Here is a 13,490-nt window from a genome sequence, read left to right as displayed (position 1 = left end):
TAACACTATGAAAAAGACATTAACAATTAATATAAGCGGAAGTATATTTCACATCGATGAAGATGCTTTTGAAAAATTACAAGATTACCTGCGAACGATCAACAGTCACTATGGTGCTGGCGAAGAAGGAAGAGAAATCATTTCTGACATCGAATCCAGAATTGCAGAGATTTTTCAGGAAAAACTAAGTAGCAAAGACCAGGTCGTAAATGTTGATATGGTTGAAGAGGTAATAACCATTATGGGTAGACCAGAAGAAATTTTCGAAACTGATGATGAAACTACCGAAGAATCACAAAACCAATCACAAACCACAACTACCAGCAAAAAGAAACGCAGGTTGTATCGCGATCCAGACAAAAGAGTATTTGGAGGTGTTTCAAGTGGTTTATCAGCATACTTCGGTATCGATGTAGTCGTATTCAGATTACTATTCGTACTATTCTTCTTTCTTGGATATGGTTTTGCTTTCCTACTGTACATTATCTTATGGATTGTTGTTCCTAAAGCAACCACTACAAGTCAAAAACTTGAGATGAAAGGCAAAAAGGTCAACATATCCAATATCGAAGAATCGATAAAAGACGAATACAAAGAAGTGAAAGAAAACTTCGATAAAATGAGAGAAAAAAACGGACCTCAGGTAAAAGATGGTTTCGATAGATCTGTTGACTTCCTTGGTTCTGCTCTCCGTTTGGTACTTAAAGTGATTATCATTTTACTGGGTATTGGATTTATTTTTGCAGGATTTGTTTCTCTTATAAGTTTTATTGGATCTATGATTTTTGCTCATAGCTTCTTTGGACCCTTTGCAGACTTCCATTTTCCAGGCACAATGTTCCCTAAATTATTCCTCGACGGAACAAGCATTACTTTATTTACCATTGGAATCATTGTTGTAATTGCCATTCCTTTAATGCTATTGATTTTTGCAGGAATTAAATTGCTTTTCAACTTTAAAACCAACAACAAGATTATAGGTTTTACAGCTCTGGCAGTTTGGCTTACAGGGATTATACTTTTAATTAGCCTAAGTTTTTCACAGATCAAAGGTTACATGCACAGCAGCACCAGATACTCTGAAAATCAACCAATCGAAAAAATAGCCAATGATACATTGTATTTACAAAGCACAAATAACATTGGCGATCATTGGTACGAAGGCCATATTGACCTGGATAATGTTAAAGTATACATGAATGATGATGAAGAAATTATTGTAGGTGAACCTACTTTGGATATAGAAAGAAGTTATTCGGATAATTTTGAAATCAAACTAAAGAAAAAAGCTCGCGGAAGAACTTTAGATAGAGCTGTGGAAAACGCAGAAGGAATTAATTACAAATGGGTTCAAAATGACTCTATAATCGTATTTAATCAATTTTTCACATTAGAAAATGATTCCAAATGGAGAAATCAAAGATTACATATTACTGTTAAAGTTCCGGAAGGAAAAGTTATTTACCTCGATGAATCAATGAGCAAAATTATTCACGACATCGACAATGTAAGTAACACCTGGGATTTCGACATGCTTGGCGAAAAATGGATCATGAAAAAGAAGGCTTAAGCCTAGTTAAATAATAAATTAGTTGTTCTATCCATGTTTTGCACCGATACCTTTTTCATCACACACAACAATAGGTGCAAACATGGCTAATTTTAAAACAAACATTATGAGAAAATTATTAGTAATTCTGATTGCAATAGCCTTACCTATTCTTTCTCAGGCTCAAACCAAAGGAGAAAAATTACATGCTAAATATTCCAATCTTGATGGCTTCAACAGCTTTAGTTTCGCAGGATCTTTCCTAAAAAACCTGGACTTTGATATTGACGAAGATGAATTGGAAAAAAACGTAACAGGCGATTGTAAAACTATTAAATTCTTAAGCTTCAAACACGAAATCGGCAATGAATCTAAATTTAAAAAGATTGTTGTATCGCAGCTTTCGAAAGGAGACTCTTACAAAGAAGTCTTGATTGAGGAAAGAGATAAAGATGATGACGATGTTCATTTCTTTGCCAAAGGAAGAGGAAAAAAGTTTAGCGAATTCCATATCCTTCACTACAATGAAAACAGAACATCATTGATTTCCTTTTTTGGAGACTTTCATGTAGATGAATTGAAAACTTTGTCACATTACAGTATCGACAAAGATGAAGAGTAATTAAAAACAGATGGCATGAAACGATTATTCAGATCAAGAGATAAAAAGATAGCAGGTGTTTGCGGTGGTATTTCTCAATACATAAATCCGGAACTCGATCCGGTAATTATTAGGGCAGGATATCTAATCCTAACATTATTCAATCCTTTAATGTTGTTGGTTTATTTTATTCTTGCAATGGTTCTACCAGATACAAACTGCGAAACAGTTTAAATTTGAATGCAATCTTTACCCCAATTTGGTGAAGAAGGGTTTGTCTTTTTCACCTGCTTTACCAAAAGTATTCAAAAAAGTAAGGCCTCTTCCATTTTTAGGAAGAGGCCTTTTCATTTAGTCATAAATACTAAACCCCTAATTAATAATTAAATACTTCTTCTAAGCTCAACTCATGAACATTACCTAATTTTTTAAGTACATTCATATTGATATCTTTCTTGTTACCAACTACCAAATAACAATGGTTTTTATTGGCAATATGTTTCTTAAAGAACTTATTCAAATCATCAATATTATGATTCTTCACCTTCTCGTAAACATCTTTTCTGTAATCATGATTCACACCTTTTCTAAGATTACTCAAATAAGTCCAGTAAACTCTTTCTTTAGTAATTCGTTCTGATTGAATCTTTTTAAGCATGTTTGTCTTGGCTTCGTTAAATTGCTTCTCCTCATAAGGCATTTCATTCAATAACTCAACCAATGCTTCAGTAGCATCTTTCACTTTATCAGCGCTTGTTGCAACAAACGAGAATGAGTAGCCAGAATCATCTAATTTTGAAGGAGTGCTGTAAGATGAAAAGGCAGAATATGCAAGAGCTCTTGATTCGCGAATTTCCTGGAAAATAATTGATGCCATACTTCCACCATAATATTCATTGAACAATCTGATTTCTGGCATAAGGTTCATATCCAATTTTTCATCTTTTGCTAACATGATAATGTTTGCCTGAACCATATCATAATTAACAAAGAAGATTTCATTTTTAGTGTAATCCAATTCAGGATATTTTGTTGGTTCCGGAATCTCTTTTAACTGCTCTGAAACTTTATGATTTGCTTTTAAATTCTCAGCTATTTGTTGCTTCCCTTCAGCTCCATAATAAAATACTCTATGCTTATAGTCTTTTAACTGAGACAACATTTCAGTTAACTGATTTGGATCCACATTTCTTAATTCATCTTCTAGTAAGATATCTGTATAAGGCGATTTTTTTCCATATTTCGCGTAACTATACATTGCTCCCCACAAAATCTCTCCTTTGTTTAACTTACTATTTGCACGCTCCTTAATAATTCCATCAACATACTTTGAGTAAGAATCACTATCAGCCTTAGCATTGGACAACACATGTTCCATCAACTCTACGCCTTTGTCGAATGATTTTTTTAATCCAGAGATATATACGTAACACCTGTCATCTCCAGCTTCAACACCAAAGGATAAACCATACTTAAACAATTCTTTTTGCAATTCAGCAGCCGAATATATATCTGTTCCAATATACGGTAAGTAATTTACAGCAATAGGCAACATTTTATCATGATTCTTACCCATTTCGTAAATGTAAATCAACTTGAACAACTCGTTCGATTTGTTTTCCAAGTAATCGTAAGTTACACCAGGCTTCAGCTCTTCTGACTGGATTTCTTTTTCAAAATCAACCCATAAAGGTTTTAATGCAGGAGTTTCTTTAGCTGTTAGGTCCTTATAAAATTCCGATTGTTTTTTGCGGTCGATTTTAACTGGAGTAATAGCCGGTTTTTCAACCTTTACAACCTTTTTATCCTCACCTTTTCTCTTGTAAACTACAACATAGTTGTTATTGTAGTGCTTGTTTGCAAACTCAACCAATTGTTCTTTTGTAACCAATTCAAGTTCATCAAGCATTTTTAGGTTGTCAGCCCAAGCTACATTGTTTGCAAAAGTAACTGCAAACTCATGAGCTCTTCCATTTGATTCTTGCCCTCTAATTTTCCCTAAGCGATAATCATTGATTACAGCCTCAAGCATCCAGTCCTCAAACTCTCCTTTCTTGATTTTTTCGATTTCACCAAGAATCAATTCTGTTACTTCTTCCATTTTTTGACCTTGACGAGGAACTCCATAAAATGAATGCATTCCATAATCAATATTAAAACTTGCGTAACAACCAGCTTTTAACACTTTTTGCTTCTGATTCAGGTTCAAATCCATTAAACCTGCTTTTGAGTTATTCAAAATACCATCAATAAGAGTTACAAATTTCTGATCTTCTGAACCAATACCATCAAATCTGAATGCCATTGATAATCTTTCTGCATCAGGACCAAAAACCTCTTTAACAATTGGCTTTGTAATTGGATCTTCTACTGGAGCAACAAACTTAGACACTTCTCTTGATTCTAGTTTTCCAAAAGTCTGATCAATTAATTTAATAGTCTCTTCAAAATCCAAATCTCCAGACATGGCAATTGCCATATTGTTAGGAACGTAGTAAGTATCAAAATACTTGTGAATATTTTCCATTGATGGATTTTTAAGATGCTCAGCTCTTCCCAAAGTAGTTTGTGTTCCGTAAGGGTGTTTTTTGTACAAACCAGACATTAGGGCATAATTCAACTTTCTAAAGTCATTATCCTGAGACATATTAAACTCTTCATAAACCGTTTCCAATTCGGTATGAAATAGACGAAGAACCAGTTTGCTAAATCTTTCCTTTTCGATATTCAACCATTTTTCAAGTTCATTCGAAGGAATATCATTCATATAAACTGTTCGTTCGTAAGTAGTATAAGCATTAGTCCCTTTAGCTCCTATTGATGACACCAGCTTATCATACTCGTTTGCTACAGCAAAATTTGAAGCCAAAGCAGAAACACTATCGATTTTTGCATAAACCTTTGCTTTTGCCTCTTTTGTAGATGCAAACTTATGCTCTTCATACAAATCAGAAATCTCATGAATTAAGGCTTCCTCTTTTTGCCAATCTACAGTACCAAAATCATCAGTACCTTTAAACATCATATGCTCTAAATAGTGAGCAAGTCCGGTAGTTTCGGAAGGATCATAGGTAGAACCAGCTTTTACCGGAATAAAGGTTTGAATTCTTGGTGCATCTCGATTAACAGATAAGTACACTTTTAGTCCATTGTCAAGAGTATAAATTCTTACTCCCATAGGATCATTGGTAACCGTTTCGTACCGATAGCCATTCTCGTCTGTGTTTTGAACAGTTTGATACTTTTCCTTTGGCGTGCAAGCAAACAAAATTACTCCCAACACAAAGGCAAAAAGAACATTAATTTTCTTCATTGTTTGTTTGGTTTTAAATGATCATGTCAATCACACAACATCCTCAACCCTTCAATTCGCATAAGTTTACAAACCTTGTGCGATTCACATAACCTGTTTTGATTTAGTTTCTTAATTCTCGAATTATATTATAATATAATCAGTAGATTGTTAAATTTACAAATTACCTTATATTTACATATCTTTTTTTACATTTTTTTTAACTAAAGCCTTCGTTATTTAAATTCGATTTAAACTTTTTATATATTATTAACAATCAATCAAGATAGATAATTGTATTTTTGCAGCGTAAAAAGTAAACTACACAGATGAAAAAACTAAATGCCCTAATATTGATATTGTCCCTTACCACAATTATCAATCACACTTTTGCCCAGGTCAATACTCCTTTTATGCACCATAAAGAGTTTCACGCAGCAGACAGCAACAAGCTATTTCTTCGTTTCGAAAACCTGAATTTTGTAAAAAACAATGAATATAGTAGTGAGTTTTCTAATGGTGCTACCTGGGTTGGATATGTTGCATCACCCAAACTAATTTATTATCCAAGTTCCAATTTTAGAATTGAAGCTGGTGTTCGTCTTCAAAAATATTCGGGTAGAGAAGATTTTACTGAAACAGAACCTATATTTTCAGCCATCTATAAACCATCGGATAGAATTGAGTTTATTATGGGTAGTTTAAATCAAAACGACAACCATAAACTTTCAGAACCAATGTTCGAACCAGAAAGATACTTTATGGAAACTGCCGAAAATGGTTTTCAATTCTTATACAATACTCCCAAACTACAATTTCAAACCTGGATTAACTGGGAGAAGTTTATTTTAGAAAATGATCCTTTTCAGGAAAGATTTACGTTTGGTTTATCAGGAAACTGGCAAGTAAATCAATCCTCAAAAACCAAATTATCCTTGCCTTTAGAAGTAATTTTTGCTCATCGAGGTGGAGAAATAGACAGTTCTGAAGGATCTGTTCAAACAATAGGAAATTATGGTTCCGGACTTGTGTTGGAAAAAAATATATCAAATTCAAAGATCACATCTTGGTATGTAAGGGCAATGGGTTATTTCTTTTCAGATAACTCTTCAGAAAAAGAATACCTATTCGATAAAGGACATGCTTTTTATCCACAAGTAGGTATCACTACAAAAAAGTCTAAGCTAAACCTAGGTTACTGGAATGCTTATCATTTTGCTTCTTCACGTGGATCGAAACTATTCCAATCCATTGCAATGGATACTCCAGGATATTTTGAAGATAGAAAAGAATTGGCTACACTAAACTATTACTACGAGCATAAAATTGCCAACGGCATTCACTTTGGCAGTAAGTTAGATGTATACTACGATCTTAAAAACTCCGCAGAAAGTTGGGCTGCTGCCATCTATTTAAGAATTAACGGTGATTTCTTTTTAAAGAAAGTAAAATGGAATAAGTAATATATACTACTTCATAATATATCTGAAAGATTTATTTTTCCAGATTTCACCAGCATAATCGATATTAATACGAGGGTGGCATGTAAAACTAAACTTATACCCGTCATCCTCAATCCATAACCTTTCGGATAAAGTTAAATCCTCACCATAAAAGCTTTTATCCAGATTTAGAGTTCGTCCTACTCTGCCAGGTCCATTTATATTCTCTACTCCCCGAATCAAAATAGCTTGAGGCTTATTTATGGCTCCTGTTACAATATTTAGTAACCAATACATTCCGTAAATCAAGTAAACATACACCAAACCACCCTCAGCATACATCACTTCGGTACGGGCCGTTCTCCCCTTAGCTGCATGACATGCTAAATCTTCTTCTCCGATATACATTTCGATCTCAGTAATTCTGTATTTTTCAACTTTACCGTTGATATTTTTGCGCACAATCAACTTCCCTATTAATTCTTCCGCAACCAATTTTATATCACGAGTAAAAAAATCTTTCCCTAATTTTTCTATCATCAGAATCTATTTCGAAATTAAACGTCCACAAAATAACAATTTCACATCTTATCAACTGCATATCAAAGAATCAGAAATCATTTTAAAATAAAAAAAGCAAGAAATTTACAGGTGAAGCAAAAATTATTTCATACTTTTGCAGTGAAATTGTGACGATGGGCTTTCTTGAGAACGAATCCCTCCCCAACATGTTGATTTGACTACCCTTAGCAAGTACCAAATTCAATACTGGGTAATATATCAATTTTGATTTTTTGATACACTTAATCACTCCACATCATCCCGATTATCCACAACTGATTAAGTATCCATCAATTAATCAAGAAAAAAATTGGTGTATTTGGGAGATTCTTGTACTTTTGCAAGCCAAATTGGAATAATTGTATTAAAGTATTAATTATTAAAAGTTTTAAAAGTGGATACATTAAGTTACAAAACCGTTTCTGCTAATGCAGCAACCGCTAACAAAGAGTGGGTTGTTATCGATGCAGAAAATGAAGTGTTAGGTAGACTTGGAGCTAAAGTAGCTAAGCTACTTAGAGGTAAATATAAGCCTAACTACACTCCTCATGTTGATTGTGGAGACAACGTGATTATTATTAATGCTGAAAAGGTTCGTATGACTGGAAACAAGATGACTGACCGTCAGTATTTCTCTTACACTGGACACCCTGGTGGACAAAGAATTAAATCTCCAGCTGACCTTTTGGCTAAGCACCCAGAGAGATTGATTGAAAAAGCTGTTAAAGGTATGCTTCCAAAGAACCGTCTAGGAAGAAAATTGTACTCTAACCTTTACGTTTATGTAGGTGGTGAGCACAAGCACGAAGCACAACAGCCAAAGAAATTAGATTTAAACACTATTAAATAAGAGGTATGGAAGTAATTAATGCTATCGGACGTAGAAAAGCAGCAGTTGCTCGTGTATACGTTAGCGAAGGTAAGGGTCAGATTACCATCAACAAAAAAGAGCTTAAAGAGTACTTTACTACCGGAACTCTACAATACATCGTTACTCAGCCATTAAACCTTCTTGAGGTTGCTGATAAGTATGACATCAAAGTAAACCTTGATGGTGGTGGTGTAAAAGGTCAAGCAGAAGCACTTCGTTTGGCTATCGCTAGAGCTCTAGTAAAAATTGATGCTGAATCAAAATCTGCTCTTAGAACTGCAGGTTTCATGACTCGTGATCCTCGTGAGGTTGAGCGTAAAAAACCAGGTCAACCTAAAGCACGTAAAAGATTTCAATTTAGTAAACGTTAATGTTTTTGTGGCAGGTTTAGTATCTAAATTGTTGAGACTTCGATTTTCGAACTACTTGACAATTGCCATAAAATGAATGTAAACGATTAAAAAAACAAAAAAATGTCAAATACTACATTTGAAGAATTGTTAGAAGCCGGATGTCACTTCGGTCACTTAACAAGAAAATGGAATCCTAAAATGGCTCCTTACATTTTCATGGAGCGTAACGGAATCCACATTATTGACCTACACAAAACAGCGGTTAAAGTTGACGATGCAGCAGCAGCGTTAAGACAAATTGCTAAATCAGGAAGAAAAATTCTTTTTGTTGCAACTAAAAAACAAGCTAAAGCTATTGTTGCAGAAAAAGTAAGTGCTGTAAACATGCCATATGTAACTGAGCGTTGGCCAGGTGGTATGTTAACTAACTTCCCTACTATCAGAAAGGCAGTTAAGAAGATGACTTCTATTGATAAAATGGAAGCTGATGGAACTTTAAACCACCTTTCAAAAAGAGAAAGACTACAAGTATCTCGTCAAAGAGCTAAATTAGAGAAAAACTTAGGTTCTATTGCTGATCTGACCAGATTACCAGCAGCATTATTTGTAGTTGATGTAATGAAAGAATACATCGCAGTTAAAGAAGCTAACCGTTTGGGTATTCCTGTATTTGCTATGGTAGATACTAACTCAAGCCCAGAAGGTGTTGATTTCGTAATTCCAGCGAATGACGATGCTTCTAACTCAATTTCTATTATCCTTGATAAAGTTACCGGAGCTATTAAAGACGGTTTAGCTGAAAGAAAAGTAGAGAAAGAAAAAGAATCTTCAGATAAGAAATCAGCTAAAGTTAAAAAAGCGACTAAAGCAGAAGCTCCAGCTGCACCAGAAGCTCCAGCTACTGAAGCAGAAAAGAATGATAAGGAGTAATTTATTCACACAAAAAAATTCGATATATCATGTCTATTAAAGCAGCAGACGTAGCCAAATTGCGTAAAGCAACTGGCGCAGGAATGATGGATTGTAAAAAAGCTCTTACTGAAGCAGAAGGAGATTTTGACACAGCAGTAGAAATCATTCGTAAAAAAGGTATGGCAATTGCTAACAAACGTGCCGACAGAGAAGCAACTGAAGGTGTTGTATTAGCAAAAGTTTCAGAAGACAAGAAAAGAGGTGCATTGATTACTTTGAACTGCGAAACTGACTTCGTAGCAAAGAATGAAAACTTTGTAGCTTTTGCTACTCAAATCCTTGATCTTGCTTTGGCAAACAAGCCAGCTGATTTGGAAGCTTTGAAAGCTTTGGAAATGGATGGTAGAACAGTTGAAGCGCATGTTACTGAGCAAACTGGTGTTATCGGCGAAAAAATCGATTTAAGTACATACGAAACAATCGAAGCTGAATCAGCAGTTGCATATATCCACGCAGGTAACAAATTGGCGACTTTGATTGGATTCAACAAAGAAGTTGAAGAACAAATGGGTAAAGACGTTGCTATGCAAGCAGCAGCAATGGCACCTATCGCAATCGATCAGAAAGACGTTGCAGAAGATGTTGTTGCTAAAGAATTGGAAATCGCTAAAGATAAAGCTCGTCTTGAAGGTAAGCCAGAACAAATGCTTGACAAAATTGCTCAAGGTCGTTTAGGTAAATTCTTCAAAGAGGTTACTTTATTGAACCAAGACTTCGTAAAAGATGGTAAGAAATCAGTTAAGCAATATCTTGCTGAAGCTGACAAAGACCTTACTGTTACTGCAATGAAGCGTTTTACTTTGAATGCTTAATACAATTATTATTACATATAAAAAGAGTTCCTTTTCGGAACTCTTTTTTTGTATACTATTAAAAGTTATTGGCAAAAAGCTAGAAGCTGGTAACTTTTAAATATCTAATTTATTTATCTTTAGAATCACAACAAACCGCTTGAAGAAAATTGCTTGAAGCCGGTAGCTAAATAATAAAACTCAAGCTTTTAGCATTATGCTTTTAGCTTACAGCTGATAAAATTATGGCAAAATACAAACGAGTACTTTTAAAGCTAAGTGGCGAATCATTAATGGGTGAACAACAATATGGTATCGATTCGCAACGTTTGAACGATTATGCAGAACAAATTAAAGAAATCACCGAACTTGGCGTTCAAGTAGGAATTGTTATTGGCGGTGGAAATATTTTCCGTGGATTAAGTGGTGCTGCGAAAGGATTTGACCGTGTAAAAGGAGACCAAATGGGTATGATGGCTACTGTTATTAATAGTTTAGCACTTAACTCTGCCCTTGATGCAATCGGATGCAAATCAAGAGTACTTACAGCCATTAGAATGGAACCAATTGGTGAGTTTTATTCGAAGCAAAAAGCCGTTGATTACCTAAACGATGGTTATGTTACCATTTTCTCTGCAGGAACAGGAAATCCATACTTTACCACCGACACCGGATCTTCTTTAAGAGGCATCGAAATTGAAGCAGATGCTATGCTAAAAGGCACACGCGTTGATGGTATTTACACCGCAGATCCTGAAAAAGATCCATCGGCAACCAAGTTTGAAAATATTACTTTCGACGAAATTTACAATCGCAACCTTCGTATTATGGACCTAACCGCTACAACCATGTGCAAAGAAAACGATTTGAACATTGTTGTGTTCGACATGGACACCAAAGGAAACTTAAAGAAAGTTATTGAAGGAGAGAATATTGGAACTGTAGTACATAACTAAAGCCTTTAGCCTTTAAGATTGGTATTTGGAAAAAAGTATTATCTTTAGTAAGGTCTAATTTCTTGATTTGTAATTAAGTTGTTAAAAAATTTAATCATTCGAAAATTAGAATGTCAGCTAATAGCTAAATACTCAAAACCAATAGCTAAAAATTTATATTTTTGTAAACACATACATTGATCAATAATTACAATTAAAATCTTTCTCCTATGACCGAAGAAGTTCAAATGTATCTGGATGATGCAAAGGAAAAGATGGAAGCTGCAGTAGACCATCTTGAAAAAGAATTACTTAAAATTCGTGCCGGAAAAGCTAGTCCTAGCATGTTAAATGGTGTTATGGTTGACTACTATGGAAGCATGACTCCTTTAGCTCAGGTTGCTAATGTGAGTGTTCCTGATCCTAGAACAATTGCTGTTCAACCTTGGGAAAAAACCATGATTTCTCCTATTGAAAAAGCAATTATGAATGCAAATTTAGGTTTCAACCCTGATAACAATGGTGAAGTTATCCGTATTAATATTCCTGCTTTAACCGAAGAGCGTCGTGGTGACCTGGTAAAACAATCGAAAGCAGAGTGTGAAAATGCCAAAGTGAGTATTCGTAACGCTCGTAGAGATACCAACGTAGAGTTGAAAAAATTAATTAAAGAAGGATTATCAGAAGATCTTGAAAAAGATGCTGAAGCAGTAGTGCAAAACATGACCGATAGTTACGGTAAAAAGATTGACGCTATGCTTGCAGAAAAAGAGAAAGATATAATGACCATATAATAAAAAGAAAGCTGCCATTTGGCAGCTTTTTTTTGCTTTATTCTTTTATTGCAATTTAAACTTAAGCTCAAATTCAAGCTTCTTCCCCATCCAAGCCTGATTAGTCAATCTTGGTAAGGATTTTAGAATCCGTGTAGTCTCTTTTTCCAAACTTTTTAGTCCTGCCTGAGCATTAATTTGAGCAGCTCCAGAAGTTTTATAGGCTGTAATTACAACCTCACCGATTTGCACCAAGTTATCCTGGCTATTCTGAGCTATTTTTACCCCTTTTACTTGTCCATTTTTATCAATAGTAACATGGGCAATTACATCGGCTTGTGTATAATTCTCTTGAGCTTTTACAGGATACTTTACGTTTCTGGCAATATACTTCTGCAAATCCAACATATTTGCGATTGTTTGTTCCGCTTTCTTTTCAACCTTTACTTCTTCATCCTGCTTAGGATTGGTAAATGCCAATAGGCTAAAAGTCAATATAGGCAATAAGAGTAATCCTTTTAATCTATCTATCGTTCTATTTTTATTTGATTTGTTCATCATGATTATCCTTTTTTTAGTAAGACTTTGATTGTAATTGTTAACCAAATGGTTTTGTCCTTGCCCACGTACAAGATTGAGTAAGGAGTATTGATAATCTTTCGGATCTGGCAGATTCTTTAACATGATGTTGTCAACACAAAATTCATGATTATTGGCAATTAAATTTCGTAACCACCATGCAAAAGGATTCCACCATTGAAAGATTAGCATACATTCAACTAAAGTAAGATCGATAGAGTGCCATCCGGCGCAATGCGTTCTTTCATGCTCCAAAATAAGTTGACTCTCTCTGCTTTTTTCCAATTCTTTAGGAATAAAAATGGTTCTGAAAAAAGAAAAAGGTCCAAGCTTTGAGTCTGGCAGAACTGCTAACGAAAATCCTTTATAGGATTTAAACTCTGCGCTCTTTTTTAAACTTAAAATAGAGGCATAACCGTAAAAAAGCCTGACTAAGAATACAACACTAATCAGCCCATACAGCACAATGCTCAAAAACTCTATCGAAAAAGAAAAATGATTTGTTGCCTGAACTGTATCCGTATTCATTTGACCTACCGATACAAAGGTATGTATAGGTACAATGGCACCCATATCAGTAAACAACATCCTTTTCATCCAAACAGGCATGGTAATCAATGGCACTATCCATGGTAATAAAAGGCTACCAACCAGCCACAACCTGTTGCGCTTAAAAAAGCTGTCATTCGATAATACGAGTACATACAAAAGAACTGATACTGCCAGTACAATTCCTCCTTTAATTTGATATTCCCAAAACATTTCGACCAT

The 13,490-nt window shown here is 34.7% G+C and carries 13 protein-coding genes; 10 read left to right on the top strand and 3 right to left on the bottom strand.

Translation table 11 applies throughout. The features are described 5' to 3' along the window. Window positions 1–7: 7 nt before the first annotated feature. The 3 genes from JCM15579_RS03055 to JCM15579_RS03045 all read left to right on the top strand — a co-directional run bounded on the left by JCM15579_RS03055 (window position 8) and on the right by JCM15579_RS03045 (window position 2,384). Window positions 8–1,570 (top strand): PspC domain-containing protein, encoded by a 1,563-nt coding sequence (locus JCM15579_RS03055; protein WP_054715548.1) that lies wholly within the window; start codon window positions 8–10, stop codon window positions 1,568–1,570. Between the two features lie 106 nt (window positions 1,571–1,676). Then, window positions 1,677–2,171 carry a DUF4252 domain-containing protein gene (locus JCM15579_RS03050; RefSeq protein WP_054715545.1) on the top strand — a complete coding sequence of 165 codons (495 nt, stop codon included), beginning with the start codon at window positions 1,677–1,679 and terminating at the stop codon, window positions 2,169–2,171. A 15-nt stretch (window positions 2,172–2,186) separates the two neighbouring features. Beyond that, window positions 2,187–2,384: a PspC domain-containing protein gene (locus tag JCM15579_RS03045; RefSeq protein WP_054715542.1), complete on the top strand. Its 198-nt coding sequence runs from the start codon at window positions 2,187–2,189 to the stop codon at window positions 2,382–2,384. A gap of 142 nt (window positions 2,385–2,526) precedes the next feature. Here the strand turns inward: JCM15579_RS03045 and JCM15579_RS03040 are convergent, their stop codons facing one another. Further along, window positions 2,527–5,463 (bottom strand): M16 family metallopeptidase, encoded by a 2,937-nt coding sequence (locus tag JCM15579_RS03040; protein ID WP_054715539.1) that lies wholly within the window; start codon window positions 5,461–5,463, stop codon window positions 2,527–2,529. 308 nt (window positions 5,464–5,771) lie between these two features. Between JCM15579_RS03040 and JCM15579_RS03035 the strand changes: the two genes are divergently transcribed. Next, window positions 5,772–6,905 (top strand): lipid A deacylase, encoded by a 1,134-nt coding sequence (locus tag JCM15579_RS03035; protein ID WP_054715536.1) that lies wholly within the window; start codon window positions 5,772–5,774, stop codon window positions 6,903–6,905. A 6-nt stretch (window positions 6,906–6,911) separates the two neighbouring features. Here the strand turns inward: JCM15579_RS03035 and JCM15579_RS03030 are convergent, their stop codons facing one another. Beyond that, window positions 6,912–7,424 carry a DNA-3-methyladenine glycosylase gene (locus tag JCM15579_RS03030; protein ID WP_054715533.1) on the bottom strand — a complete coding sequence of 171 codons (513 nt, stop codon included), beginning with the start codon at window positions 7,422–7,424 and terminating at the stop codon, window positions 6,912–6,914. A 415-nt stretch (window positions 7,425–7,839) separates the two neighbouring features. Here JCM15579_RS03030 and rplM point away from each other — a divergent pair, with 415 nt between their 5' ends. The 6 genes from rplM (at window position 7,840) to frr (ending at window position 12,161) form a co-directional block, all read left to right on the top strand. Further along, complete coding sequence (gene rplM, locus JCM15579_RS03025; protein ID WP_054715529.1) at window positions 7,840–8,295, top strand: 50S ribosomal protein L13; 456 nt, start codon at window positions 7,840–7,842, stop codon at window positions 8,293–8,295. A gap of 5 nt (window positions 8,296–8,300) precedes the next feature. Further along, complete coding sequence (gene rpsI, locus JCM15579_RS03020) at window positions 8,301–8,687, top strand: 30S ribosomal protein S9 (RefSeq protein WP_054715526.1); 387 nt, start codon at window positions 8,301–8,303, stop codon at window positions 8,685–8,687. Window positions 8,688–8,789: 102 nt separating this feature from the next. Continuing rightward, on the top strand, window positions 8,790–9,599 hold the full coding sequence (gene rpsB, locus JCM15579_RS03015; RefSeq protein ID WP_054715523.1) for a 30S ribosomal protein S2: 810 nt from the start codon (window positions 8,790–8,792) through the stop codon (window positions 9,597–9,599). Between the two features lie 29 nt (window positions 9,600–9,628). After that, window positions 9,629–10,453: a translation elongation factor Ts gene (tsf, locus tag JCM15579_RS03010; protein WP_054715520.1), complete on the top strand. Its 825-nt coding sequence runs from the start codon at window positions 9,629–9,631 to the stop codon at window positions 10,451–10,453. 224 nt (window positions 10,454–10,677) lie between these two features. After that, window positions 10,678–11,388 carry a UMP kinase gene (pyrH, locus tag JCM15579_RS03005; RefSeq protein ID WP_054715517.1) on the top strand — a complete coding sequence of 237 codons (711 nt, stop codon included), beginning with the start codon at window positions 10,678–10,680 and terminating at the stop codon, window positions 11,386–11,388. 209 nt (window positions 11,389–11,597) lie between these two features. Beyond that, window positions 11,598–12,161, top strand: coding sequence for a ribosome recycling factor (gene frr, locus JCM15579_RS03000; protein ID WP_054715514.1), 564 nt, complete (start codon window positions 11,598–11,600; stop codon window positions 12,159–12,161). Window positions 12,162–12,206: 45 nt separating this feature from the next. On the opposite strand, the gene JCM15579_RS02995 is transcribed toward frr, so the two are convergent. After that, on the bottom strand, window positions 12,207–13,490 hold the full coding sequence (locus JCM15579_RS02995) for a M56 family metallopeptidase (RefSeq protein WP_083464504.1): 1,284 nt from the start codon (window positions 13,488–13,490) through the stop codon (window positions 12,207–12,209).

Source organism: Marinifilum fragile JCM 15579, from assembly GCF_001310955.1.
GTDB classification, from domain to species: domain Bacteria; phylum Bacteroidota; class Bacteroidia; order Bacteroidales; family Marinifilaceae; genus Marinifilum; species Marinifilum fragile.
The sequence above is the reverse complement of the archived record's forward strand: the minus strand, read 5'-3'. Positions and strand labels throughout refer to the sequence as shown.

Coding starts and splice junctions, on each gene's coding strand:
- JCM15579_RS03055 (WP_054715548.1), top strand. CDS start 8: ATGAAAAAGACATTAACAATTAATATAAGCGGAAGTATATTTCACATC.
- JCM15579_RS03050 (WP_054715545.1), top strand. CDS start 1,677: ATGAGAAAATTATTAGTAATTCTGATTGCAATAGCCTTACCTATTCTT.
- JCM15579_RS03045 (WP_054715542.1), top strand. CDS start 2,187: ATGAAACGATTATTCAGATCAAGAGATAAAAAGATAGCAGGTGTTTGC.
- JCM15579_RS03040 (WP_054715539.1), bottom strand. CDS start 5,463: ATGAAGAAAATTAATGTTCTTTTTGCCTTTGTGTTGGGAGTAATTTTG.
- JCM15579_RS03035 (WP_054715536.1), top strand. CDS start 5,772: ATGAAAAAACTAAATGCCCTAATATTGATATTGTCCCTTACCACAATT.
- JCM15579_RS03030 (WP_054715533.1), bottom strand. CDS start 7,424: ATGATAGAAAAATTAGGGAAAGATTTTTTTACTCGTGATATAAAATTG.
- rpsI (WP_054715526.1), top strand. CDS start 8,301: ATGGAAGTAATTAATGCTATCGGACGTAGAAAAGCAGCAGTTGCTCGT.
- rpsB (WP_054715523.1), top strand. CDS start 8,790: ATGTCAAATACTACATTTGAAGAATTGTTAGAAGCCGGATGTCACTTC.
- tsf (WP_054715520.1), top strand. CDS start 9,629: ATGTCTATTAAAGCAGCAGACGTAGCCAAATTGCGTAAAGCAACTGGC.
- pyrH (WP_054715517.1), top strand. CDS start 10,678: ATGGCAAAATACAAACGAGTACTTTTAAAGCTAAGTGGCGAATCATTA.
- frr (WP_054715514.1), top strand. CDS start 11,598: ATGACCGAAGAAGTTCAAATGTATCTGGATGATGCAAAGGAAAAGATG.
- JCM15579_RS02995 (WP_083464504.1), bottom strand. CDS start 13,490: ATGGTCGAAATGTTTTGGGAATATCAAATTAAAGGAGGAATTGTACTG.